This is a genomic window from Ruegeria sp. CDSC079 (assembly GCF_059610505.1).
Genome location: NZ_JBXWNT010000014.1, coordinates 12,988 through 36,807, shown reverse-complemented (window position 1 = coordinate 36,807; position 23,820 = coordinate 12,988). Strand labels below are relative to the sequence as shown.

Annotated in this window: 22 protein-coding genes and 1 tRNA gene; 9 read left to right on the top strand and 14 right to left on the bottom strand. The window is 58.0% G+C overall.

Going from position 1 to position 23,820, the window contains the following annotated elements; all coding sequences use genetic code 11:
• The first annotated feature begins 96 nt into the window (after positions 1-96).
• The gene (locus tag AC2FIC_RS20030) at positions 97-1,764 is read left to right on the top strand and encodes an ABC transporter permease (RefSeq protein ID WP_496693096.1); all 1,668 of its coding nucleotides are present in this window, start codon (positions 97-99) and stop codon (positions 1,762-1,764) included.
• A gap of 71 nt (positions 1,765-1,835) precedes the next feature.
• Complete coding sequence (locus tag AC2FIC_RS20025; RefSeq protein ID WP_496693095.1) at positions 1,836-2,186, top strand: DUF2794 domain-containing protein; 351 nt, start codon at positions 1,836-1,838, stop codon at positions 2,184-2,186.
• Here AC2FIC_RS20025 and AC2FIC_RS20020 read toward each other — a convergent pair.
• The 3 genes from AC2FIC_RS20020 to AC2FIC_RS20010 form a co-directional block, all read right to left on the bottom strand.
• On the bottom strand, positions 2,183-2,920 hold the full coding sequence (locus AC2FIC_RS20020) for a C40 family peptidase (protein WP_496693094.1): 738 nt from the start codon (positions 2,918-2,920) through the stop codon (positions 2,183-2,185). The genes AC2FIC_RS20025 and AC2FIC_RS20020 overlap by 4 nt on opposite strands.
• A complete protein-coding gene (locus AC2FIC_RS20015) occupies positions 2,917-4,299 on the bottom strand; it encodes a leucyl aminopeptidase family protein (protein WP_496693093.1) in 1,383 nt (460 codons plus the stop codon). Before AC2FIC_RS20015 ends, AC2FIC_RS20020 begins: the two co-directional genes overlap by 4 nt.
• A gap of 63 nt (positions 4,300-4,362) precedes the next feature.
• Positions 4,363-4,752 carry a hypothetical protein gene (locus tag AC2FIC_RS20010; protein ID WP_496690522.1) on the bottom strand — a complete coding sequence of 130 codons (390 nt, stop codon included), beginning with the start codon at positions 4,750-4,752 and terminating at the stop codon, positions 4,363-4,365.
• A 144-nt stretch (positions 4,753-4,896) separates the two neighbouring features.
• On the opposite strand from AC2FIC_RS20010, the gene AC2FIC_RS20005 reads away from it, so the two are divergent.
• The 3 genes from AC2FIC_RS20005 (at position 4,897) to AC2FIC_RS19995 (ending at position 7,245) form a co-directional block, all read left to right on the top strand.
• Positions 4,897-5,547: a carbonic anhydrase gene (locus AC2FIC_RS20005; RefSeq protein ID WP_496693092.1), complete on the top strand. Its 651-nt coding sequence runs from the start codon at positions 4,897-4,899 to the stop codon at positions 5,545-5,547.
• A 104-nt stretch (positions 5,548-5,651) separates the two neighbouring features.
• Positions 5,652-6,182 carry an SRPBCC family protein gene (locus AC2FIC_RS20000; protein ID WP_496693091.1) on the top strand — a complete coding sequence of 177 codons (531 nt, stop codon included), beginning with the start codon at positions 5,652-5,654 and terminating at the stop codon, positions 6,180-6,182.
• A 163-nt stretch (positions 6,183-6,345) separates the two neighbouring features.
• A complete protein-coding gene (locus AC2FIC_RS19995; RefSeq protein WP_496693090.1) occupies positions 6,346-7,245 on the top strand; it encodes a type IV pili methyl-accepting chemotaxis transducer N-terminal domain-containing protein in 900 nt (299 codons plus the stop codon).
• 163 nt (positions 7,246-7,408) lie between these two features.
• Here AC2FIC_RS19995 and AC2FIC_RS19990 read toward each other — a convergent pair whose 3' ends face one another.
• The 3 genes from AC2FIC_RS19990 to AC2FIC_RS19980 all read right to left on the bottom strand — a co-directional run bounded on the left by AC2FIC_RS19990 (position 7,409) and on the right by AC2FIC_RS19980 (position 10,773).
• Positions 7,409-8,431, bottom strand: a complete 1,023-nt coding sequence (locus tag AC2FIC_RS19990) for an aspartate-semialdehyde dehydrogenase (protein ID WP_496693089.1) — start codon at positions 8,429-8,431, stop codon at positions 7,409-7,411.
• Positions 8,432-8,542: 111 nt separating this feature from the next.
• Positions 8,543-9,577 carry a glycosyltransferase family 4 protein gene (locus AC2FIC_RS19985; protein ID WP_496693088.1) on the bottom strand — a complete coding sequence of 345 codons (1,035 nt, stop codon included), beginning with the start codon at positions 9,575-9,577 and terminating at the stop codon, positions 8,543-8,545.
• A 23-nt stretch (positions 9,578-9,600) separates the two neighbouring features.
• The gene (locus AC2FIC_RS19980) at positions 9,601-10,773 is read right to left on the bottom strand and encodes an MFS transporter (RefSeq protein WP_496693087.1); all 1,173 of its coding nucleotides are present in this window, start codon (positions 10,771-10,773) and stop codon (positions 9,601-9,603) included.
• Positions 10,774-10,914: 141 nt separating this feature from the next.
• On the opposite strand from AC2FIC_RS19980, the gene AC2FIC_RS19975 reads away from it, so the two are divergent.
• Positions 10,915-12,057 (top strand): DUF3095 domain-containing protein, encoded by a 1,143-nt coding sequence (locus AC2FIC_RS19975; protein ID WP_496693086.1) that lies wholly within the window; start codon positions 10,915-10,917, stop codon positions 12,055-12,057.
• Here the strand turns inward: AC2FIC_RS19975 and AC2FIC_RS19970 are convergent.
• Complete coding sequence (locus AC2FIC_RS19970; protein ID WP_496693085.1) at positions 12,054-12,821, bottom strand: HpcH/HpaI aldolase family protein; 768 nt, start codon at positions 12,819-12,821, stop codon at positions 12,054-12,056. The two genes, AC2FIC_RS19975 and AC2FIC_RS19970, sit on opposite strands and share 4 nt — an antisense overlap.
• A gap of 9 nt (positions 12,822-12,830) precedes the next feature.
• Entirely contained in the window at positions 12,831-14,243 is a 1,413-nt protein-coding gene (locus AC2FIC_RS19965) for a pyridoxal phosphate-dependent decarboxylase family protein (protein WP_496693084.1), read from the bottom strand.
• Positions 14,244-14,471: 228 nt separating this feature from the next.
• On the opposite strand from AC2FIC_RS19965, the gene hpaR reads away from it, so the two are divergent.
• Both hpaR and AC2FIC_RS19955 read left to right on the top strand, forming a co-directional pair.
• A complete protein-coding gene (gene hpaR / locus AC2FIC_RS19960; protein ID WP_142637561.1) occupies positions 14,472-14,924 on the top strand; it encodes a homoprotocatechuate degradation operon regulator HpaR in 453 nt (150 codons plus the stop codon).
• A gap of 616 nt (positions 14,925-15,540) precedes the next feature.
• Positions 15,541-16,239, top strand: coding sequence for a fumarylacetoacetate hydrolase family protein (locus AC2FIC_RS19955; protein ID WP_496693083.1), 699 nt, complete (start codon positions 15,541-15,543; stop codon positions 16,237-16,239).
• On the opposite strand, the gene AC2FIC_RS19950 is transcribed toward AC2FIC_RS19955, so the two are convergent.
• Positions 16,232-17,446, bottom strand: a complete 1,215-nt coding sequence (locus AC2FIC_RS19950) for a winged helix-turn-helix domain-containing protein (protein WP_496693082.1) — start codon at positions 17,444-17,446, stop codon at positions 16,232-16,234. The two genes, AC2FIC_RS19955 and AC2FIC_RS19950, sit on opposite strands and share 8 nt — an antisense overlap.
• A 3-nt stretch (positions 17,447-17,449) precedes the next feature.
• Positions 17,450-18,475 carry a LacI family DNA-binding transcriptional regulator gene (locus AC2FIC_RS19945; RefSeq protein ID WP_142637565.1) on the bottom strand — a complete coding sequence of 342 codons (1,026 nt, stop codon included), beginning with the start codon at positions 18,473-18,475 and terminating at the stop codon, positions 17,450-17,452.
• Positions 18,476-18,590: 115 nt separating this feature from the next.
• Here AC2FIC_RS19945 and AC2FIC_RS19940 point away from each other — a divergent pair.
• Positions 18,591-18,667 (top strand) — tRNA-Arg (locus AC2FIC_RS19940).
• 431 nt (positions 18,668-19,098) lie between these two features.
• On the opposite strand, the gene AC2FIC_RS19935 is transcribed toward AC2FIC_RS19940, so the two are convergent.
• The 4 genes from AC2FIC_RS19935 to AC2FIC_RS19920 form a co-directional block, all read right to left on the bottom strand.
• Entirely contained in the window at positions 19,099-19,386 is a 288-nt protein-coding gene (locus AC2FIC_RS19935) for an HU family DNA-binding protein (RefSeq protein ID WP_142637567.1), read from the bottom strand.
• Between the two features lie 130 nt (positions 19,387-19,516).
• Positions 19,517-20,980, bottom strand: a complete 1,464-nt coding sequence (locus tag AC2FIC_RS19930) for an AMP nucleosidase (RefSeq protein ID WP_496693081.1) — start codon at positions 20,978-20,980, stop codon at positions 19,517-19,519.
• On the bottom strand, positions 20,977-22,779 hold the full coding sequence (ade, locus tag AC2FIC_RS19925) for an adenine deaminase (protein WP_496693080.1): 1,803 nt from the start codon (positions 22,777-22,779) through the stop codon (positions 20,977-20,979). The genes AC2FIC_RS19930 and ade overlap by 4 nt, the downstream gene beginning before the upstream one ends.
• A 143-nt stretch (positions 22,780-22,922) precedes the next feature.
• Complete coding sequence (locus AC2FIC_RS19920; protein ID WP_496693079.1) at positions 22,923-23,798, bottom strand: LysR family transcriptional regulator; 876 nt, start codon at positions 23,796-23,798, stop codon at positions 22,923-22,925.
• Between the last annotated feature and the right edge of the window lie 22 nt (positions 23,799-23,820).

The following is a 23,820-nucleotide window of genomic DNA, read 5'->3' as shown; positions in this document are numbered from 1 at the left end:
ATGTGTCGCAGATTTGTTTCGCTGCCCACTGGTGTTTCCGAGCGTTTTGGTCGATTAAAGACGGACTCTGCGCCTTAGCCAGTTAAAGCCGGGATCATGGCCGATATTGAAATCTCTGAGCACGGAAGGCGCAACCGCGGCGCTGTAGGTACACGCCTCGTCGGCGTGGTGGCCTGCCTTGTGGCGGCAGCCTGTCTGTTGCCGATGCTTGCGGTTGTTCTGGCCGCAACGACGGGCGGCACGGATACGGTTTCGCATCTCCTGGAAACTGTTCTGCCCGGCTATGCGATGACGACACTGATACTGGTCGTGCTGGTGGCCACGGGCACGTTTTCCATCGGCGTGGGCGCAGCTTGGCTCGTGACGATGACGCGGTTCCCTGGCGTGCGCATTCTGGAAATTGCGTTGGTGCTGCCGCTGGCCTTCCCGGCCTATGTGCTGGCCTATGCCTATACATTCATTCTTGATCATCCGGGCATTGTCCAGACCACCCTGCGTCAGGTAACGGGCTGGGGCCCGCGCGACTATTGGTTCCCCGAGATTCGGTCGACCGAGGGTGCGGCGGTGATGTTGATCTTGGTCTTGTATCCTTACGTCTACCTGTTGGCCCGGGCCGCTTTTCTGCAGCAGAGTGCAACGGCCTTTCTGGCAGCGCGCGCGTTGGGCAAAAGTCCGTGGCTGGCCTTTTGGCACGTTTCGCTGCCAATGGCGCGCCCGGCGATTGCGGGTGGCGTGCTGCTTGCCATCATGGAAACCATCGCCGATTTCGGCACCGTGGCCTATTTCGGGGTGCAGACATTTGCCACGGGCATCTATACCAGTTGGTTTTCGATCGGTGATCGGGTGGGTGCGGCGCAGCTGGCGCTCTGCCTTCTGGGCTTTGCGCTGGTCATGGCCGTGGCGGAACGGATGCAGCGCGGGAAGGCCAAATACTATCAGGCAGGCAAAAGCCACGCCTCGCTGCCATCCGCCCGGCTGAAGGGCTGGCAAGCGGGCGCGGCTTTTTCCCTGTGTGCCATACCGGTGCTGTTCGGATTTCTGTTGCCGGTGTTCATTTTGGTTCAGATGGGGATGGAGTCCGAACAGAACCTTCTGTCACGGCGCTATCTCGGGTTCATTCAGAATTCGCTGACGCTGGCCGGTGTGGCGGCGGTTGTCACGGTTTTTGCGGCCATCAGCGTTGGGTTCTTTCAGCGATTGCGGCCGGGGAGGGTGTCCTCTGGTGCCGGGTACATGGCGCGGCTGGGCTATGCGGTTCCAGGCGGTGTGATCGCCGTCGGGCTGATGGTGCCATTTGCCAGTTTCGATAACGCACTGGATGCATGGATGCGGCAGAATTTCGACCTGTCGACCGGGTTGCTTGTTACCGGTTCGATCTGGCTGTTGGTAGCCGCTTATATGGTGCGGTTTCTGGCCGCCGCGCTCAGCGCATATGAGGGAGGGCAGAGCACGGTGCATGCCAATATGGATGCGGCCTCGCGGTCTTTGGGGCAAACGCCGCTGGGGACGTTGCGCCGGGTGCATTTGCCGATTCTGACGCCGTCGCTGCTGACAGCTTTGTTGATCGTCTTTGTGGACGTGATGAAAGAACTGCCCGCGACCCTGATCATGCGGCCTTTCAATTTCGATACGCTGGCGGTGCAGGCCTATCGGCTGGCATCAGACGAGCGGTTAGAGGGCGCTGCTGTGCCCTCGCTGGTGATACTGGCAGTGGGGTTGTTGCCGGTGATCCTGATCTGCCGACAGGTTGGGCGACAGCGCTAGCACCGACGAAAAAGTCACACCCGATTGCGGATAGGCTTGATTCGAACACGTTTTCCGGCAAGGCTTGGGGCATGAACATGCAGCCTCCCAGCCGGTTTTCTGCAAACCCGACCCAGATGCCTGTCGCGTTTGACCGCCACGAGATGTCCCAAATCCTTTCTGTCTATGGCCGGATGGTCGCCGCCGGAGAATGGCGCGATTACGGGATCTCGAACCTGCGTGATATGGCGGTGTTTTCCATCTTCCGCCGCACGGCAGAGCATCCGATTTATCGGGTCGAAAAAGATCCGCGTCTGCGGGCACGACAAGGGATGTATTCGGTGGTCGGTATGGATGGCCGCATCCTGAAACGCGGTCATGATCTGCGCACAGTTCTGCGGGTATTGGAACGCAAGCTGATACGGTCGGTCGACTTGGATTAGAGCTTTTTATGGGCGGTCACGGGCCCATCGCCCTGTTCCAGAATGCGCGTGATTGCAACATCCATCGGCTCAAAGGTCACGTCCATGTGGAACGCATTTGCGTGCAGCAGCATATTGTCGCCGTAGACCCAGGCCACATGCCCTTTCCAGAACAACAGATCACCGCGCTGAGCGGGTGTGCCAGGGGTCAGCGCCTGACCCAGATCACGCTCCTGGTCGCCACTATCACCGGGGCAGGGCAGCCCACAAGCCAGCATTCCGGCCTGAACCAGACCTGAACAATCAAGCCCGAACCGGCTGTTGCCGCCCCAAAGATAGGGCGTTCCCAGAAACAGTTCGGCCACGGCGACCGGATCGGTCAGGGTGACGTTGATCTGTTTGGCGTGTATGGCCGGGATAAAGCCTAGCTCCGTCTCAATAAATCCATTCTGTTCGGACATTGTCTGAACCTTGCTGCCAAAGCTTAACGAGGTTCGGTCCCGGGATTTCATGTTCGGTTGCTCATATGCATGTGTTGACGGTGCCGTGATCCAGTGGGTGGCAGGCACATCTGGGGCCAGACAGTCTGACCGGACCCAGCCCGCATAGCCGTCCTTGTCCGAGGTGATCCGGCTCCAGCCGTTGTTCTCTTCATGCGTGCAAACACCATCCCCATACAAAAGCTGGCGATCTCGCGGCCCGTCCGGGGCGCGCAACAGGTCGATGACCGGTTGTATGATGCGCTGCCGGGTCATAGGCCCAAAATCTCGGGCAGGGCAGTCAGAAGGGCGCGGGGCCCCTGACCGAACCCGCCCTTGCTGCGTCCGGGTTCCTTGCTGCGCTGCCACGAGAAGATGTCGAAATGCATATAGGGGCTGTCACCGACAAATCTGCGCAGGAACAACGCGGCGGTGATCGAACCGGCAAAACCACCCGCCGGTGCGTTATCCAGGTCCGCAATACCGGGTTCAATCAGGCCCTCATAGGGGTCGTGGAAAGGCATGCGCCAGACCGGATCGGCCGCTTTGCCCGCTGCGCGGGTCAAGGCGTTCGCCGCAGTATCGCTGTCGGTATAGAACGGCGCCAGATCGCTGCCCACCGCCACACGTGCCGCCCCGGTCAGTGTCGCCATCGAGATTACCAAATCCGGTTCGCCCTCATCCGCCAGCGCCAATGCGTCGGCCAAAACCAAGCGCCCTTCGGCATCGGTATTGTTAATCTCAACCGTCAGCCCCTTGCGCGAGGTCAGGATGTCGCCGGGCCGGAAGGCGTTGCCCGCAACGGAATTCTCTACCGCCGGGATCAGCACGCGCAGCTGCACGGGCAGCTCCAGCGCCATGATCATCCGGGCCAGCCCCAATACATTTGCGGCCCCGCCCATATCTTTCTTCATCAGCCCCATCGAGGCGCCGGGTTTCAGGTTTAGCCCGCCAGTGTCAAAGCAGACGCCCTTGCCGACAAGGGTCAGCTTTGGGCCTGTCACGCCCCAGTTCATCTCAATCAGACGGGGCGCTTGTGCGGCGGCGCGGCCAACCGTGTGGATCATGGGGAAGTTCTGCTCTAGCAGGGCATCGCCCAGAACAACCTCGAAAGAGGCGCCGAATTCCTGCGCCAGGGCTTCGGCTGCGCTATGAAGCTGTTCCGGTCCCATATCAGAGGCCGGTGTATTGACCAGATCGCGGGTCAAGGCCTCGGCCCCGGCCAGAACCTCTAGCCGGGCGGCGTCGATGCCGTCGGGGGCAACCAATCGGGCCTTGGCCGGGGATTGGCTGGCATAGCGGTCAAAGGCATAGCCGGTCAGCAACCACCCCAGGCATTCGGTTTCGAGATCCGCTTGGTCTATGCCCGATGCGATGTGATATGTGCCTTCGGGCAGGGCTTCGGCGGCGGCGGCCAGCGGAAACCGCTTGCGGGCCCGACCTGTGGCTGTGCCATACCCCGCCAAAGCAGACTGTACCGCACCGTCAGCGCCGGGAATCAGTAAGACCTGACCCAGTGCACCAGTAAATCCACTGATCTTGGCCCAGGTCGTCACGGCTTCGGGCTGGCCCGCCAGCCAGTCGTCCAGATCCGGCTGGGCAATGACTTGAAGGGGGACAGATGCGTCCGACGATGGAGCGAAAGACAGGGTCATGGAAATCTCGACTGTTGTGGCTTATGCCCAACCTAGCCGTCCATGGACCGTCCGCAAGCCCTGTCAGACCGAAAGATCTTGCTGATCCCAGATCACGGTCAGCGATTTCTCACCCACCCTGATCAGCCGCGACAGCGTGGCCCCGGCGGCGACCGAGTCGCCCGCGTCCACATTCTGCGCCACATCATTCGCCACACAGGCCAGCGCCATCATTCCGATCTGTTCGGCAATGGCCACAATGGATCGCGCACATTTGCGCAGCCCGGCCCAGTCACGCTGTCTCCAGAACCGCTCGCAATTCGACAGGCGCACCGCCAATTCCTCGACCGTGCGACACAGCACGTCCAACGCGTTTTTCTCACCCAGTTGTCGATACAGCCCATTCAGACGATCCGAATCCAGCCGCACTGTTTCTTTGTGTTCAAGCGTGACGATCTTTTCCACCACATTCACCCCAATTCTATACGCCCCCACGGCATAGCCCGAATGTGGTGCGCAATTCCTTTGCAAAACCTTGCCATGGGGCAGGATAATGGCTCGAATTTTCTTCGAATTCAGGTTACAGCAGTCCACCGAGACATGAACAGGGACACAAGAATGGAATTCGCCAAACCTCTGCCAAACTATCTGGTCAATCGGTATCATGGCTGGAAAGCCACCACATATTCGGAAAACCAGGTCTGGTATCGCCGTCTGGCCACCGAAGGGCAGCGTCCGCGGGCCATGGTGATTTCCTGTTGCGACAGCCGGGTTCATGTCACCTCGATTTTTGGGGCGGATCAGGGTGAGTTCTTTATTCACCGCAATATTGCAAACCTGGTTCCGCCTTATGCGCCCGACGGTGATCATCACGGCACCAGTGCTGCCATCGAATACGCGGTGACCGCGCTGAAAGTGGCGCATCTGATCGTGCTGGGCCATTCCCAATGCGGTGGTGTGCAGGGCTGTATCGACATGTGCAAGGGCCAGGCACCACTGCTGGAAGCCAAAGAAAGCTTTGTTGGTCGCTGGATGGATATCCTCAAACCAAAATATGATCTGGTTGCCGATATCGAAGACAGCACCGACCAAGCGCGCCAGTTCGAACGGCAGGCGGTTGTTGCTTCGCTCGAAAACCTGATGACCTTCCCCTTCATCTCCACGGCGGTAGAGAGCGGCTCGCTCAGCCTGCACGGTTTGTGGACAGATATCGGTGAAGGTGGCCTTCAGTGTTATGATCCCGGCGAAAAGAAATTCGTGGTCGTCTGACCCGGCGGATTTTCGACAATTTCAGGCAGCGCGGATCAGACTACTGATTCCGCGCTGTTTTTTTGATAAGTTTGGGATGTCATTTTAGGGATTCGGAGCATTCCATGCGATTGATCAAACGTGTTCTTGTCACCTTGCTAGTCTTGATTCTGGTTCTGGTAGGGGTGTCCTTTATATTGCCAGGCAAGGCAGAGGTTTCGCGTAGCATCACGATTGATGCCTCGCCCGAGGTCATCTTTCCTTATGTCAACTCCATGCAGGAGACCGAGAAATGGTCGCCATGGTTATCTCGTGATCCCGAGACGAAGCTGACCTATGGCGGGCCTGATTCTGGGGTCGGGAATGTGCTGAACTGGTCGTCGGATCACCGGCAGGTCGGCACCGGTTCGCAAGAGATTACCGAAAGCGTTGAAAACCAGATGGTCAGAACCGCCTTGGATTTTGGTCCAATGGGAACTGCCATTGCCATGTTTGAACTGCAGCCGGAGGGCAGCGGCACCAAAGTGACCTGGGGGTTTGAATCCGAATTGGGTATGAATCCCATGTCCCGCTGGATGGGGCTGATGATGGATAAATGGGTTGGCGGAGATTACCAGCGCGGGTTGGATAATCTGAAAACGCTGGTCGAAGGGTAAACGAGGTCAAACACTTGACCGGAGTGATCAGCCGAGGGCCGGATTGGCCAGTTGAAACTCAAAAAGCCACCATTATTTCATTTTCTGAACACCGTGTTGGGACATTTAACGCGCTTTTTCCTCGATAAACACATGTTAAAGCAGCAGGGTTAGGTAGACCGCCATGAGTATCAATCGTCGTGTTTTCGCCTCCGGAGCGTTGGGAATCGGGCTAACGGCATTCTTACCGGTTGGGGGCTATGCGTTGGCTATGGCCGCGGGTCAGGTCGCGCACCGAATTCTGGCCGCTGAAAAGCTGAGCTTTCTGTCCGAGAAGGTCGCCAAATCCGCAGTTCTGGTCAGCATCGGCGGAGCAGTTGATCGAAACCTGAGTGAATTGCAGCAGGCGCATGATGAATTTGACGATATCCTGCTTGGCTTCAAAGAAGGCGAGGGGTCGTCCGGAATTGACCGGGAAAGATTCTATTCCGTCAACAAAGCGCTTGAGGAAGTCGCCAGCGTTTGGGTGCCATACCGGACCGCGGTCGAAGACATCGTTGCTGACAAGTCGATCAACGAAGCGCAACTGAACATGATCGTTGGCAATGTCGAGGCACTTGAAGAATCCTGCCACGCCGTGGTCCGCAAGCTAGAAGCGGCCTATGGCGAGGTCGATATTGAACCGTCGATGGCCCTGGCATTGGAATTCGCAGGTCGTCAGCGGATGATCACCCAGAAGATCTGCAAAGAAATTGCGCTGGCCGCCACCGGAAAAGAAACCGCAGAACACCACGAAAAGTTCAAGAAGAATGCTGCCAAGTTTGGCAAGATCGTCGATGCGTTGATTGGCGGCGGAAATGACTATCTCAAGATGTCTGAACCGCCCAGCGATGCCTCGCTTGAGGCACTGGAACAGGTAAAGGCCCAGTGGAATGAGCTGCAACCAACCGTCGAGGCCCTGAACGCCGCAGAGGTGCCAAGCCTGGAGGACGTTATGCAATTCTGTGCAAAAATGGATGTGCTCGAGAAAGAATCCGAACGTGCGGTTCTGCTGTACGAGGATGCGATCAAGATCGCCTCTTGATTGGGGCTGCGCCGTATCGGCGGGCTACACGAACACCAATCACTTTAATCTGATCCGGGTCCACTACAGAGATGGGCCCGGATTTCTTTTTGCGGCCTAAGAAAAAACAAACCCCGCAAGCGGCGCTGCGGGGTTTGGTCAATACATAAAGAAACGGTATCAGTTATCCCTTCTTCAGGACCTCACGGCCCAGCAATTCGGCGATTTGTACCGCGTTCAGCGCTGCGCCCTTACGCAGGTTGTCACTGACGCACCACAGGTTCAGGCCGTTCTCGATGGTTGAATCCTGACGGATGCGGCTGATGAAGGTGGCGAAATCACCCGCGCATTCGATCGGCGAGACGTAGCCGCCCGGTTCGCGCTTATCGATCACCATGATACCTGGTGCTTCGCGCAGGATGTCACGGGCTTCGTCTTCGTCCAAGAATTCCTCGAACTCGATATTCACGGCCTCGGAATGGCCAACGAAAACCGGAACGCGGACGCAGGTCGCGGTGACCTTGATCGACGGGTCGATGATCTTCTTGGTCTCGACAACCATCTTCCACTCTTCCTTGGTCGAGCCGTCTTCCATGAAGACGTCGATCTGCGGAATGACGTTGAAGGCGATCTGCTTCTGGAACTTGTTCGGCGGAACTTCGGTGGTGGGGTTGTAGATGGCTTTGGTCTGATCCCACAGCTCATCCATCCCTTCTTTGCCCGCGCCGGAAACCGACTGATAGGTCGACACGACGACGCGCTTGATCTTGGCGCGATCATGCAGTGGTTTCAGCGCGACAACCATCTGCGCGGTCGAGCAGTTGGGGTTGGCGATGATGTTCTTGTTCTTATAGTCGTGGATCGCCTCGGGGTTACATTCCGGCACGATCAGCGGAATTGCAGGGTCATAGCGATACAGGGACGAGTTGTCGATCACCACGCAGCCAGCCGCCGCCGCCTTGGGGGCGTAGACCTTGGTCGCCTCGGATCCCACAGCAAACAGTGCCATGTCCCAGCCGGTGAAATCAAACGTGTCCAGGTCTTTGGTCGTGAGTGTCTTGTCGCCAAAGCTTACTTCGGTTCCCAGCGACCGACGGCTTGCCAGCACGGCAAGTTCATCGATGGGGAACTGGCGTTCTGCCAGAATGTTCAGCATTTCGCGGCCCACATTACCTGTGGCGCCGACGACTACGACGCGATAGCCCATTTCATGTCTCCAAAGTTAAGGACGCGCGTTCATAGCCGCGTTGCAGCAAAGAAAAAAGAGGTTTCGCGGGATATTTCCCCCAATGACACCGATTTGACGCGGTGCATCGTCTCAGGCGTCGGTCAGAAGCCGTTCATAGAGCGCCACCAAGGTCTTTGCCTCGCCGTAGATGTCGAAATTCTGTTCCACATGGACGCGGGCGGCGCTGCCGGATAGCGCCAGCGACTCGGGGTTCGACAGCATTTCAGCAGCGGCATCAGCCAGGGCGGGAATGTTCCCCGGTTCGACCACATGGCCCAGTGAGGGGGCAGTCACGATCTCTGCAAAGGCACCGACATCGGTTGCCACCACAGGCACGCCGCAGGCCATCGCCTCGAGCGGGGTCAGGCCAAAGCCTTCCCAGCGTTGCGGCGCGATGAACAAGTCCAGCACCTGGTACCACTCGGCGATCTGATCCACCGTGACCTCGGGTTTGAATAGGATGCGGTCAGACAGGCCCGCCTTGGCGACCTTGTCTTTCAGCTCGGCCAGAAAGCCGGTGTGTTTTTCGGTCGCGCGGCCCATGACGATGCCATGGACGTCTTCGAAACGGCCACAAAGGTTGATCATCGCATCGACGAAAGCATCGGTGCCTTTCTGGTGCCGGATACGGCCATAGCACCCAAGCAGCAGACCACCTGGCAGGCCGAGTTTGCCCCGCAGGGTGTCTTTGTCCGCGGGCGGGGTGAAATCCTGCAGGTTGATGCCATGCATGATGACCTGCGCGTCCCGCTCAAGATATCCGGCGGTTTTGCGCGAGGTGGCAACCACCGCGTCCATCTGGTCGATCAGCCATTTGGTATAGCCCGTATGCGCCCGCTGCGAGGCGCTTGTGAACAGTAGTTTCAGGCGCAGACGAAAGACATTGCGCAGGATCAGGCCCAGCAGCATCTCGGTATTGCGCCGCGCGTGCCAGACGCGCGTGGTCTTGCGCGACAGAAATGGCAGACGGCCCAGCGGGATATGGGGCAGATCGGCCGGTAGTCCCGGTCCGGTCGCGGCGATGTCGATCCATTGCACTTGCAACGGCACCAGCCGCGCGATCGTCGCGGTCACGCCGGAAAGCCTTCGCTTGAGGTTCGGTGCGATGACAACAGGGTCGGACATGGGCTCTCCCGATGGTTCCAGCGTCAGTCAACGCTGTCGCGGCTGAATAGGTAAATCACGCATCCAATGGCAAGCGTGACTGCAAAAAAGCCGAATATCGCTGTGTAGGGCGCGGTTGGACTGATGTCCACTGTCGCGGCATGGACGCGGCCGGTGACAAATTGCGCCAGACCCACTCCGCCGATGCCGAACAGATTCAACAGGGTCATGCCACGCCCGACCAGATGCGGCGGCACGAAGGCGCGGCCATGGGCCATGATGACCGGAAAGCTGGCGCCCATGAAACCGATCACCGCCATCAGACTTACTGACACCCAGACTGCCATGTCGATCCACAGGCACAACAGCCCCAGCGCCGCCGCGCCCAAGGCATTGCCGCCAAAGATCACCCATTTCCGTGTGCCCAAAAGCCGGTCGAGCGGCCCATAGGCAAAGGTGCCGGCAATCATAGCCGCCCCCATGACCAGCGTCGCGGTTCCGATCTGCGTGGTGCTGAGGGCGAAAACGTCGTTCAGATATGGACCTGCCCACAAGCCTCGTGTCGCAGCCGCGGGGGCGTAGGCCACCAGCATCAGCGGCAGGATGGCCCACAGGGCAGGTTCTTTCAGCAGGTCCAGCACTGACCCGCGATGCTCGGTCACAACCGGTTTGGGGTCGTGAACGCTGATCCAGATGCCCGCTGCGATAATGGCCGAAACGACGGCCAGTGTAGCCATTGTGGCGCGCCAGCCCATCAGTTCGACCGCAAGTGCTGTGGGGTAGGAGGCCACCAGATTGCCGACCGACCCAACGCCCAGCATGATGGCTGCTAGCGTGGCAAAGCGGGCGGGCGGGTATTCGCGGGCAAAGATGTAATAGGATGCCATCAGAACGGGCGAGCACCCGACTCCGATCAGCCCCATCGCGACTGCGATATGAAACGGGGTGCTGGCCACTGCAAACAACGCAGCGCCGCCCGCGCCACCTGCCAGCAACAAAACCGCAGCCGTCAAACGCGGCCCGATCCGGTCCAGCGCCCAACCCACTGGCAGTTGCATGGCGGCAAAGACGAGAAACCAAAGCCCCGAGGCAAAGGCCAGATCTTCGGGCCTTGCCCCGATGTCACGCCCCAGATCGACGCTGAGAACGGCAAGAAAGGCGCGAAAAAATTGGCTGAGCACATAGCCCAGACACAGAACCACCAGTCCGGTTTTCATGAGACGCCTCTTTCGCCCAACCCGCCAGCAAATGCTTGGCATGTCCCCGTGATATGTACAAGCGCGTGTGCTATGATGTTTTCAGCGGACATCGAACAAATTTGGGCTATCTGAAGGTCTATTCATATTGTCGAGGAACCAATGAAAGATGCACAGGCCGCATTTTATGACAGCCTTCCGCTGTTGCGGGACTTTAACAATCTGACCGATCCTGAACGCTTTACCGCGGTGCCGACGGAATGGGTTCTTGGTGTCGCAGATGTCGTGGATTCCACTGGTCAGATAGAGCGGGGACGATACAAGGCCGTGAACATGGTTGGGGCCGCGGTGATCTCGGCCATGATCAATGCGCTTCGCGGGCAAGAATTTCCCTATGTCTTTGGGGGTGATGGTGCCGGGTTCGCCGTACCGGCAAGCGCGGCAGAGGCAGCACGTAGCGTTCTGGCCGATTTGCGGCGCTGGGCGGAAGAAGAGTTCGAGATCGCACTGCGCGGGGCCGTCGTGCCCGTCGCCGAAATCCGGCAGGCGGGCAAGGATCTTCGGGTTGCGCGTTACGCGCCATCCGAGGGGGTGGATTATGCGATGTTCTCGGGCGGTGGTCTGGCCTGGGCCGAGGCCGAGATGAAAGCAGGCCGGTTTGAGGTTCCGTACGCAGCCCCCGGTGCGCTGCCGGATTTGACCGGGCTGTCCTGCCGCTGGTCCAACAGCAAGGCGCAGAATGGTCAGATTGTCTCGGTGGTGGTGCAGCCAACTGCCCGCGCTACCGAGACCGATTTCGCCGACCTGTCACGGGCTGTTCTAGTGGCCGCTGAAGGATTGGACCGGTCCGGCCACCCGATGCCGGAAAGCGGCCCTCCGATCCGCTGGCCGCCGCCTGGTTTGGCGCTGGACGCCCATGTGTCCCGTGCGGGACGCAATCTTTTGCTGCAGAAAATCAAGCTGTTGGCGCAGAATTTGATGATCGGGCTGCTGTTCAAATCTGGCAAGCGATTGGGGAATTTTGAGCCGGAACACTATAAGCGCACGGTCAGCCGCAATGCGGATTTCCGCAAGTTCGATGACGGGCTGAAAATGACGCTGGATTGTGACCCGGCCACCCTGAACCAGATTCAGACCGTTCTTGAACAGGCCCGGAAACAGGGCAGCATCCACTATGGCTTGCATGCACAGGACGAGGCGATGATGACCTGCTTTGTCCCCTCGGCCACCCGTGACGATCACGTCCATTTCGTCGATGGTGCCTCGGGCGGGTATGCTCAGGCGGCCTCGGCGATGCGGGCTTAGGCCTTCCACCTTGCGGCCAGGGCACGCGCCGCCTGTGTCAGCAGCATCACGTCGATCCCCACCGCCTGGAACTGGGCGCCCATGTCCTTATAGGCCTGCGATGCCTCATCCGTGACACCAAGAATGCCCGGGGCTTTGCCTGCTGCAACGATGCGCTTCATCGCGTCGGCGATCACCGCCTGGACCTCGGGCGCGGCACTGTTTCCCTGAAAACCCATGTCAGTGGACAGGTCAGACGGACCTATAAACACGCCATCCACGCCTTCTACCTGTGCAATGGCATCCAATGCGGCGATACCGGCGCGGTTTTCCACCTGTAACAGCAGACATATCTGATCGTCTGCGGTCTGAATGTAGTCCTGAACCGTTCCGTATTGCGTTGCGCGTGAGGCCATCGCGCCGACGCCCCGCACACCTTGGGGCGGATAGTGGCAGGCACGAACCAGATCGCGCGCCTGTTCGGCACTTTCCACCATCGGTACCAGGATTGTCTGAGCACCTGCGTCCAGCACCATCTTGATCAATGCGGTGTCGCCCACCGGGATTCGCACGACGGGATGTGTCGGACTGGCGGCCAGCGCGATCAGCTGATCCCGGATGGACCGGATATCATTCGGCGCGTGCTCACCGTCGATCACCAGCCAGTCGAATCCGGCAGTGCCCATGATCTCGGCTGTTACCGCCTCAGCAAAGCTGGACCAACAACCAATCAGATGGTTGCCGTTTTTCAGGGCTTGTTTGAACGTGTTGACGGGTGCGGACATGTGGAACCTCTAGTTTAGCGAGCGGGCGATTTCAGTGATCACGTCAAATGCCATTTGGACGTCTGCCTGCGTGGTTTCAAACTGACCGGCCTGAAAGCGGATCACCAAGTCGCCATCAACGCGGGTTTGAGTCAAGTAAATGCGGCCATCATCATTGATCGCATTGACCAGCCGTAGGTTCAGATCGTCCAGATCGGTTGACCCAAGGGGGGCATAGCGGAATGTCCACAATGACCACATAGGGTTAGTGGTGATTTCGAAATCGGATTCAGCTTTCAGCCGGTCATGCAGAGCCACTGACCATGTTATATGATTGCGCAACCTTTCACGTAGCCCTTCCAGACCATAGGCGCGGATGACGAACCACAGTTTCAGGGCTCGGAACCTGCGGCCCAGCGGTACCGACCATTCAGAATAATTTATGATCCCGTCCTTGCCGTGGGTCTTCAGGAATTCCGGGCTGATCGCGAGTGTCCGTACCAGATCATCGGGGTCCTTCAGAAAATGGGCGCAGCAATCGAACTGAACGCCCAGCCATTTATGCGGGTTGAACACGATGCTGTCGGCTTGCTCGACTCCCTCCCAGTAATGGCGGTATTCGGGGCATATCATGGCCGAGCCAGCCCAAGCTGCATCGACATGCGAATATAGCCCGTATTTTTGCGCAATCTTCAGACATTCCTCTACCGGATCGGCCGCGCCGGTTCCGGTGCCGCCGACGCAGAGGATCACGCCGGTTGGTTGATAACCAGAGTCTAAATCGGCTTGGATTGCTGTTTCCAGCGCCTGTGGGTCCATCCCGCGCCAGTCGCCTTGTATGGGCACCCGCACCAGATTTTCCTGCCCGATCCCCGCAACCCATATGGCACGATCAACCGAGGTATGGACCTCGGCCGAGCAATATACGCGCAGCGGTTTCTGTCCGAACAACCCTTGTTGGTTGCCCTGCCAATTCAGCGCCTTTTCCCGCATGGTCAGCACAGCGGCTAGGGTCGCGGACGAGGCGGAATCCTGAATGACACCTGCAAAGCCCGTGGGCAGATCCAGGGCCTGCCGCAACCAATCCATCATCCGCGTCTCCATCTCGGTCGCGGCGGGGGATGTCTGCCACAACATGCATTGCGGAGCGATGGCGCTGGTTAGAAACTCGGCCAGAACCGACGGGGCCGAGGCGTTTGCATTAAAATAGGCAAAAAAGCGAGGATGTTGCCAATGGGTAATCCCAGGCATCACGATCTGTTCGAAATCGTGAAAGATTTCCTCCATCGCCTGGGAGCGCTCGGGAGGGCGCGCGGGTAAGGCGTTAAGAATATCACCGGGTTCCGTTCTGGCCCGAACCGGATTGTCGCCGACAGTCAGATGGTAATCCTGTGCCCACTCAGCAATCTTGGCGCCCCAATCCGAGAATTCATCCCAGTTCATTTTATCTTCCAATCTTCTCTGAACACCGCTTTCGATCCTGTGCCAGTGATGAATATCCGGGTTGAAACGTCAACGCCCTTTGCAGGAATCCAGTGGTCTGAGGTTTTTCTGAATATGTTTTCGCAGAGAGAAATGGAATAATTTAGGCTCTAATAAGAGATAAATGCCTGGAATTCCAAACACGGAAAGGTCAGTTGAAGAATGAACCGAATTCGGCCAGAATTTAACATGGCTCATGAAATTCCATTGACGTCCCGGTCTTTGCCTATTGCGCTGCTGCGCGCGAGGGAACGGGTTATGGGGCCTATCCGTAGAATGCTTGTAGAGGCGGGCGTAACCGAACAGCAATGGCGGGTTCTGCGGGTGCTGGAAGAGGAAGGCCCGCAAGAGCCCACCCATATTGCTGACCGTGCCTGTCTGCTTTTGCCCAGCCTGACCCGCATTCTGCAAAAGCTTGAGGCCAAGGGCCTTGTCGTGCGGAAAAGCCATCCGGTCGACAAGCGCAGGCAGATTGTTGAGATCACGGTCAAAGGGGCAGGGATTATCCGGGATAACATCGACTATACGTTGCTTTTGGCTGAAGAAATCCGCAACACGCTGGGACCAGAGCGGCATGAGGCGTTGCTGGATCTTCTCAACGATCTGCACCAGTTGAAATTACAATCAGATTCTCGGGACTAACGGTGTGTGGGCTCCGCCAGAGGGCCTTTGTGACCTCTCTGGCGGAGTGGCCAGGCCCGAGTGGACCATGTGCCTGGCCTACAGCCGGATACGAGGGGTGTTCAAACGATCCGGCAACGTTTCAGAGAACATCAGACCCCGAAAATCGGGTTTTCTCAGACGCAAACTTACCCAGGGGGATGGGTGTTTGGCCGTGGTCCTCTGAATATTCGCACCCGGATTTCAGCGATTTCTGCAGTCCACGCGGGTGTCTTCGCAAGAAGGCGGAGGATTGGTGGTCCGCCGCCTTTGTGAGTGGTGACGTCTCAGTGCTGAACGCTTTCTGTTAGCAACAAGCTAGCGCGATACAGCCGTTTTCCAAGGTTTGACGGCTAAAAACTGAATGAGCTGTCGCAGTGTTTTCAGTCGCATGTTGAAAGTAAGCCCAGCGCCATAAGTAGCCATGTCTGCGAATTTTGAAACACGCGCAGGCTTACCGGTTCGATTTGGGCAAGCCTGTGCCGAATTATCCCGGAATTGTCGGCAAAAACCGGCGTGCGGGTTTCCAAGGATTGCGACTTGCTCTGGTTTATGCCCTTTAATATCCACTTTAACTAACCTGTATTATGGCGGCATGATGATGGGTAGCCTATTCTCTATTCCTGATCCGATCGCTTTGCCGGTTACCGGCGAGGACGACACATACCCGGTTGGGCGAATCTTTTGTGTGGGCAGGAACTATGCCGCACATGCGGCTGAAATGGGACATGAGGTCGACCGTGAGGCCCCTTTCTATTTTACCAAGGCCGCTGCAAACGCGGTCCTGTCTGGGGTGACGACGGCTTACCCTCCGGGGACCGAAAATTTCCACCATGAGATGGAGCTGGCTGTTGCAATCGGAAAGCCGGTTTTTCAAGCTGATACTTCTCAGGTGCAGGAAGCGGTGTTTGGCTTTGGCTGCGCCCTAGACATGACCCGACGTGATCTGCAAATTCGCGAGCGCAACAAACAGCGCCCTTGGGATCTTGGAAAAGATTTCGAGAATGCAGCCGTATTTGCCCCTCTGACCCGCGTGAGCGATTGGCAACCCGACCCGCAAAAACGCATCATTTTGCGCGTTAATGGCGAAACCCGGCAGGACGCAACCTTGGATGAGCTGATCTGGTCGATTGATGAGATCATAAGTCACTTGTCTGGCTATTATCATCTGCGACCAGGGGACTTGATCCTGACCGGAACGCCGGCTGGTGTAGGACCGGTTCAGCCCGGAGATTCACTCGAGGGTGAGATTGACGGGTTGCAGCCGGTCAAATTGAGTATATCAGACCCTAAATAGGGTCTTTTTGCCATTTCTCGGCAAATTCTATGTCATCCAACCCGGCAAAGCGACGAACCCGGTCCAGTTCGGCCTGTAGGCGGCGCGTGCGGGCATCTGACCACCGTACTGTTCGTTCTGGCCACAGGGCGCTGACCCGCAGCACCGACTGATCGCGATGGGCCTTCATGTCGATCCGGCCAATCAGCCGGTCGCTTTCGAGAAGCGGGAAAACATAATAGCCATAGGTGCGTTTCGGCGCGGGGACAAACACCTCGATCCGGTAGTGAAACCCAAACAGCCGTTGCGCGCGGTCACGGTCACGCAGCATCGGGTCAAACGGGCTGAGCACCCTGATCCGACCCGGCGCATGGGCGATCTGCGCGGTTTGTTCAGCAACATCCGGGCGTGCAAACAGTTTCCTGACCTGACCATTGGCACATTCGATCTCGATCTCTTCGACACGCCCCTCGGCGAGGGCGGTTTTGCACCAGTCTCGCGCCTCAGCCGCGCTGACCGTGTCCCAAAACGCCGCCAATTCGCCCGAAGTCGCAAACCCAAGCCGGTCAAGTGCCGCATGGCACAGCCAATCCACGGTATGTTCGGCGTCACAAGGCATATTGCCGGGGCAAAGATGCGTCTCGATCACCCGCTCGGTCAGGTCATAGCGTTTCTGGAACCCCTGCCTGCCGATCACGGTCAGTGCGCCCGAGCGCCAGAGGAATTCAAGCGCGGTTTTCGACGGGTGCCAATCCCACCATCCACCGGAGCCTTTCTTTTCGTCTTTTCCCACATCCGACGAGGAAACCGGCCCATGATCGCGTATATGCTGCAGTACGGTTTCAAATTGCTGCTCGAACCCATCGCGACGCCAGTTTTTCCAGCGTGATTTCAGCAGGTCAGCGTCGCGCTGAAACCGTAGATGCCAATGGGGGTAGAATTCCATCGGAATGACTGCGGCATCATGGGTCCAATGTTCGAACAGCCCACGGTCACGTTCATACACATGCTTGAGGTTTTTGGCGCGATAGGCGGGCCTGCGCGAAAACAGGATCATGTCATGGGCGCGGGCGACCGTGTTGATACTGTCCAGCTGAACAAATCCCAGACGCCTGATCAATTCAAGCAGGTCAGGCCCTTTCGCAGCCCCGGACGGCTGTTCTGCCAGCGCGTGCCGGTCCATGAACAGGGCGCGGGCCGCCCGATTGTTCAGCCTTTGCATCGCCATGGGTCAGCGGCGTTTCAGCGTATCACCATAACTGATCTTGGGGGTCAGAGTTATGCGGTTTTCGACCTCGGAAGTGGGATCGGAAAGCTGAACGGCGATTATCTCGGCTGCCTTGCGCCCAATCTCGTGTCGACATGCATCCATTGTGGCCAGCTTGCGCGGCAGGCCCTGTAACAGTTCGACATTGTTGAACCCTGCCAAACCGATCTGGCCTGGAATGTCTATCCCCTGGTCCAACAGATACAGCAATCCACCAGCACCAATCATGTCGTTGGAATAATACAGGAAATCCAGATCCGGTGAGCGTTCCAACATGGCTTGAGTCATCTCGCGGCCTTTGGCCAAGGCCGAGCCCCCGGAATAAAACTCGCGGTCTTCGATCTCGATCCCATGCTTGCCCAGCACTTCGGTAAAGCCTTCGAACCGTTTCCGAGCGCGGTGATCCAGGGGCATTTTGGTGCCCATAAAGCCGATATGTTCATAGCCCGCTTTCAGGATCGCCTGTGCCATCTCACGTCCAGCGCGGCGATGGGAAATCCCGACCATCGCGTCCACCGGCTTACCATCGGTGTCCATGATCTCGACCACCGGAATCCCCGCCGAATCCAGCATGGCGCGTGCGGCATCGGTATGTTCCAATCCGGCGATGATCACGCCCGAAGGCCGCCACGAGAGCATCTCGTACAGGACTTTTTCCTCTTTTTCGGGCAAATAATCGGTGACGCCGACCACTGGCTGTAGCTCGGTATCCTCAAGAATCTGATTGATCCCGGTCAGCACCTCGGGGAACACCATGTTCGACAGCGACGGGATGATCACCGCCACAAGGTTCACCCGGCTTGAGGCAAGCGCACCAGCGATTTTGTTCGGCACGTATCCCAGCTCTTTTGCTGCGGCCAGAACGCGTGTGCGGGTCGCATCCGACACGTCACCCCGATTGCGCAGAACCCGGCTGACCGTCATCTCAGACACTCCGGACGCTTCAGAAACATCACGAAGGGTGAGCGGGCGTTTGTTTTCTGTGGTCACGGGGTGCACCTGCGTTGTTGTTTTGTCCGATGGTAGCGTGAACAGGACGCATTTTACAACTGCCCTTCAAAGCCGATGACAACCCGAAAAAACCACGCTACAGAGAGTTTTGCGCGGCCCCGTGGCTCAACTGGATAGAGCAGCCCCCTCCTAAGGGGCAGGTTGCAGGTTCGAATCCTGCCGGGGTCGCCAAGATATCTAATGAAATCATTTATTTTCCGAACTTTAGACAGTTCACTCGCTTCGAAAGGTGACACATGACTAAAAATTGGTTCGGATGAGCCAATCAAAATATCCATCGCCTAGAATGAATTTCTTTTGGGGCGAGTGCGGCAAAACAAATTACTGGTCCGAAAGTCGACCGGATATTGTCCGTTCTTGCTCTGTGACGGGGCCAGCCTCGCGAATTTGTGGCATTCGCCAGCTTAGGCCACCGGTCCTGTTGCGCACCCAGCCAATGAGCGCGGCGCTAGATTTATTCTTCGCTGATCTCAGATTGCATAACACCAGGCTGACCACGGCCGGCCTCCCAAAGCCTTACAAAAAACTGGCTTCAATAGGGGGGTAAAAGAAAAAGGGCCCCCAAGCGGCGGCCCTTGATCGTTTTGCAGTGAAAGCTGGGATCAGCCGTTCACGCTGTCCTTCAGCGCCTTCGCAATGGTCATTTTGACCACTTTGTCGGCTTCTTTCTTGAACTGCTCGCCGGTGGCAGGGTTACGCACCATGCGCTCGGGGCGCTCGCGACAGTAGATTTTGCCGACACCAGGCAGGGTCACCGCGCCGCCCGCCGACACTTCGCGGGTGATCAGGCCGGTCATGGCCTCCAGCGCAGTGTTCGCAGCTTTCTTGTCGGTTCCCATTTCCTCAGCGAGAGCAGCAACCAGCTGAGTCTTTGTCATAGGCTTTGCCATTTCTTGGTCTCCTTAACGTGCCCGATAAATAGGGCCTCACCGCGTAACTGTAACGGGATATTGTAGGTGAACACAACGAATAGTAGCGTCGAAAACCCTAAAAATAGGGGGAATTCGTTGCTTTTTTGCTTCAGAGAAAGGCCGTTTCATCAAAGGAACGCAATTTCCGGCTGTGCAGGCGCTCCAGCGGCATGCCCCTCAGGTGCTCCATTGCACGAATTCCGATCGCGAGATGGCGGCTGACCTGCGTGGTATAGAAGGCAGAGGCCATGCCAGGAAGCTTTAATTCGCCGTGCAGCGGCTTGTCTGAAACACAGAGCAACGTGCCATAGGGAACACGGAACCGATAGCCGTTGGCGGCAATGGTCGCGCTTTCCATATCCAGCGCGATTGCCCGTGATTGGCTGAGCCGCTGTACCGGGCCGGACTGGTCGCGCAGTTCCCAGTTGCGGTTATCGACCGAAGCGACGGTGCCTGTGCGCATGACCCGTTTCAGCTCATAACCTTCCAGCTCGGTGACCTCGGCTACAGCCTGTTCCAGCGCAACCTGAACCTCGGCCAAAGGCGGAATCGGCACCCAGACTGGCAGGTCATCATCCAGAACCTTGTCTTCGCGCAGATAGGCATGGGCCAGAACAAAATCGCCCAATGCTTGTGTGTTGCGCAGCCCGGCGCAGTGGCCAACCATCAGCCAGGCATGCGGGCGTAGCACGGCGATATGATCGGTCGCGGTTTTGGCGTTCGACGGACCGACACCGATGTTGACCAGCGTGATACCCGATCCATCCGCCCGCTTTAGGTGATAGGTCGGCATCTGCGGCAGCTTCAGGGGTTGTTCCAGCGCTCCGCCTTCGGTGGTGATCTCGACATTTCCGGTCGAGACAAAGCTGGTATAGCCACTGTCTGGATCGGCCAGCTGCGCGCGTGCATAGTTTTCGAATTCCGAGACGTAGAACTGATAGTTGGTGAACAGCACATGGTTCTGGAAATGACTGGGATCAGTCGCAGTGTAATGCGCCAGCCGGGCCAGTGAATAGTCGACCCTTTGCGCAGTAAACAAAGACAGCGGGCCGTCTTCTTCCTCGTGGTCATGGACGCCATTGACGATGTCGTCATGGGTGGTTGTCAGGTCCGGTACGTCGAATACATCGCGCAGGGTAAATCCGGCGGCGCCCTGATGCGGAACGATCAGATCAGGATTATTGGCCACGGCGAAATGAACCGGAATGGGTGTGTCCGAGGCCCCGATCGTGACCGGCTGGTCATGGTTTCTGATCAGCAGGGCAATCTGTTGGGTCAAATAGGACCGGAACAGATCTGGCCGCGTTACAGTGGTCGAGTGGATGCCCGGTTCCGAGACGTGACCGAAACTTAGCCGGCTGTCGACCCGCGCATAGGAGGAGGTTTTGATGCGAATTTCCGGGTAATAGGCTCTGAAGCGTTCAGTTGGTGCTCCGTGCTCGATCACATTGGCAAAGTTCTCGCACAGGAAGCTGGTGGCTTGCTCGTACAGTTCTTCCAACCTTGCGACCGCGGCTGCGGGATCGGTGAAGTTCTCGGGCGCGGGGGCCTTAGGTGCTCGTATTATTGTCATGCAAGGGGTTCCAAAAGATCGATCTTTTCAAATTTGCGCACATCCACCAGCCCGACATCCGAGATCCGCAATTCCGGGATCACCACCAGGGCCAGCAATGAGTGCTGCATATAGGCGTTGTTTAGTTTACAGCCACAGGCCTGCATCGCCCGAACCATTTGTTCGGCCTCGGCGGCCACTTCGGCTGCCGGGCTATCAGACATCAGTCCAGCGATGGGCAGTTCCACCAGCGCCAGTTCCTCACCGTCTCGGAAAATGGTGATGCCACCGCCGATCTCGGCCAGCCGATTTGCGGCAAGGGCCATCTGTTCGCGGTCGGTCCCAACAACAATCATATGGTGGCTGTCATGGGCAACGGTCGAAGCCATTGCCATGCGCCCCTGATATCCAAACCCCGAGACAAAGGCGTTTGTGACCCCGCCTGTTGCGCGGTGGCGTTCGACAAGCGCAATCTGGCAGACCTCACCCTCGGCTTCAACCAGGCCGCCAATGATGGGCAGTTCGGCTTTTAACGCTTTGGTCGGGGCCTGGTTTTCGACCACACCAATCACATTGGCCTGAACGCGGTTCGCCCCCTTAGGGGCCTCGATCTGAAAATCCGCGCTGGTCAGGGCATGGCCCAGATGCACGGTGTTTCGAGCGGCTGCAGGCCAATTCAGATGCGGGCAGTCCACAGTGATCTTGCCGTCCTCTGCCACGATTTGGCCGCGCGCTATGACAAGCTCGATGGGCAGGTCCTTCAGGTCCGAGCTGAGGATGATATCCGCCCTGCGCCCGGGCGTGATCGAGCCGATATCGCGCTCCAACCCGAAATGCGTGGCTGTGTTGATGGTCGCCATCTGCAACGCGATCAACGGATCACAGCCGCAGGCAATCGCATGGCGCACCACGCGGTTCATATGCCCTTCATTGACCAGGGTACCAGAATGGCAATCATCCGTGCACAGGATGAAGTTGCGCGGATCCAGCCCTTTTTCGGTGATGGCGGTGATCTGAGTTTCCACGTCATACCAGGCCGATCCCAATCGCATCATCGACCGCATCCCTTGACGCACCCGCGCGATGGCATCGGCCTCGCAGGTGCCTTCGTGGTCGTCGGCAGGGCCGCCTGCGACATAAGCTGCGAAATCAGGCCCTAAATCAGGCGAAGCATAGTGCCCGCCAACGGTTTTCCCTGCCCGTTGGGTCGCGGCAATCTCGGCCAGCATCTTGGGATCGCCATGAATGACGCCTGGGAAATTCATCATCTCGCCCAGTCCGATGATGCCCGGCCAGTTCATCGCCTCGGCCACGTCTTCGGGGGTGATCTCATAACCGGTGGTCTCAAGCCCTGGCGCCGATGGCGCGCAAGAAGGCATCTGGGTGAAAATGTTAACGGGCTGCATCAGCGCCTCGTCATGCATCATACGAACGCCGTCCAGGCCCAGCACGTTGGCTATTTCGTGCGGGTCAGTGAACATGCTTGTCGTGCCATGAGGGATAACGGCCCCCGCAAATTCGGCCGGGGTCAGCATTCCTGATTCGATATGCATATGCCCGTCGCACAGGCCGGGCAGCATATACCGCCCCTCTGCCTCGATGATCCTGGTGTTCGGGCCGACGCAGTGCGAAGCATCGGGGCCAACATAGGCGATACGTCCATCGACAATCGCGATGTCATGATCGGGCAGGGCTTCGCGGCTGTGCACGTTAACCCAGATCCCGCAGCGGACAACAAGGTCAGCGGCTTGACGCCCTGCGGCGACAGCGATCAAACGGGGGGCGGTATCGGGCCAGCTTGGGAAAGGTGTGAATTCCATGGCCCAACTTTCCCGAACGCACGGAAAGGTGCAACCCCTGCTCGGCAGTTATCATGATTCCGTCATGCAGCGCGTCAGCGCTGTTGTGCCTAGCCCCGTGAAGGTCCCTTAAGAGCCGCTATGCTAGGCAGGAGAGCCACGGCCTAGCCAGGGAACGTTTTCGCAATCTCGCGCCGGACCCATTCGGCAAAGGCAATCGCTCCTGGTGACTCTTCTGCCTGAGGCGACAGCAACAGGTAATAAGCCTCTGGCACAACCGCGCGATATTCGAATGGTGCAACCAATCGACCTTCATCAATCAAGTCGCGCGCGATTGTGTCATGCGTCAGGCACAAGCCGCCCCCGGCCATCGCAACCGACAGGCTGACCAGATAGGTGGTGGAATATGTGATCGGAGGATTTTCCCAAATTAGACCCTGATCTTCGATCCAATTCTGCCAATTCGACAGCAGGTTTGAGCAGTCATACAAGGGGGTTCGCTGTAGTGTATCCAGCGAAACCTCATAGCCAGGCGCGCAAACCGGATAATAATGATCGGATCGCAGTAGTTCGGTTCGCACCGTGTCCGAAGGTCTGAGCGAAAACCGAATTTCTACCGCAGCCCCCTCCGCCATTTCCCGGGGCTCCCACAACTCGGTGAATATGTTCAGCTGTACAGACGGGTGTTCAGCCTGAAACATTGGAAGGCGGGGGGCCAGCCAGTTGACCGCAAAAGTGATGTTGCATTGTACCTGCACCGCGTTCTGCTGGGCCCCGGTCACGGCCCGCGTTCCGCGCAGTAATGTGCGAAATGCCTCACGCACGACAGGGAGATAGCTGATCCCGGCCCCGGTCAGTTCAAGTGCGCGGGGACGGCGCAGGAAAAGCGGTTGGCCAAGATAGGCCTCAAGCGACTTGATTTGCTGGCTGACAGCGCTTTGTGTCATGTTTAGATCGCGCGCTGCCGCGGTAAAGGACAAGTGGCGGGCCGCGGCCTCGAAAGTCCGAAGCCAACCCAACGGGGGCAGCTGTTTTTGCATGGGCATAACCTGGCCATTAGTT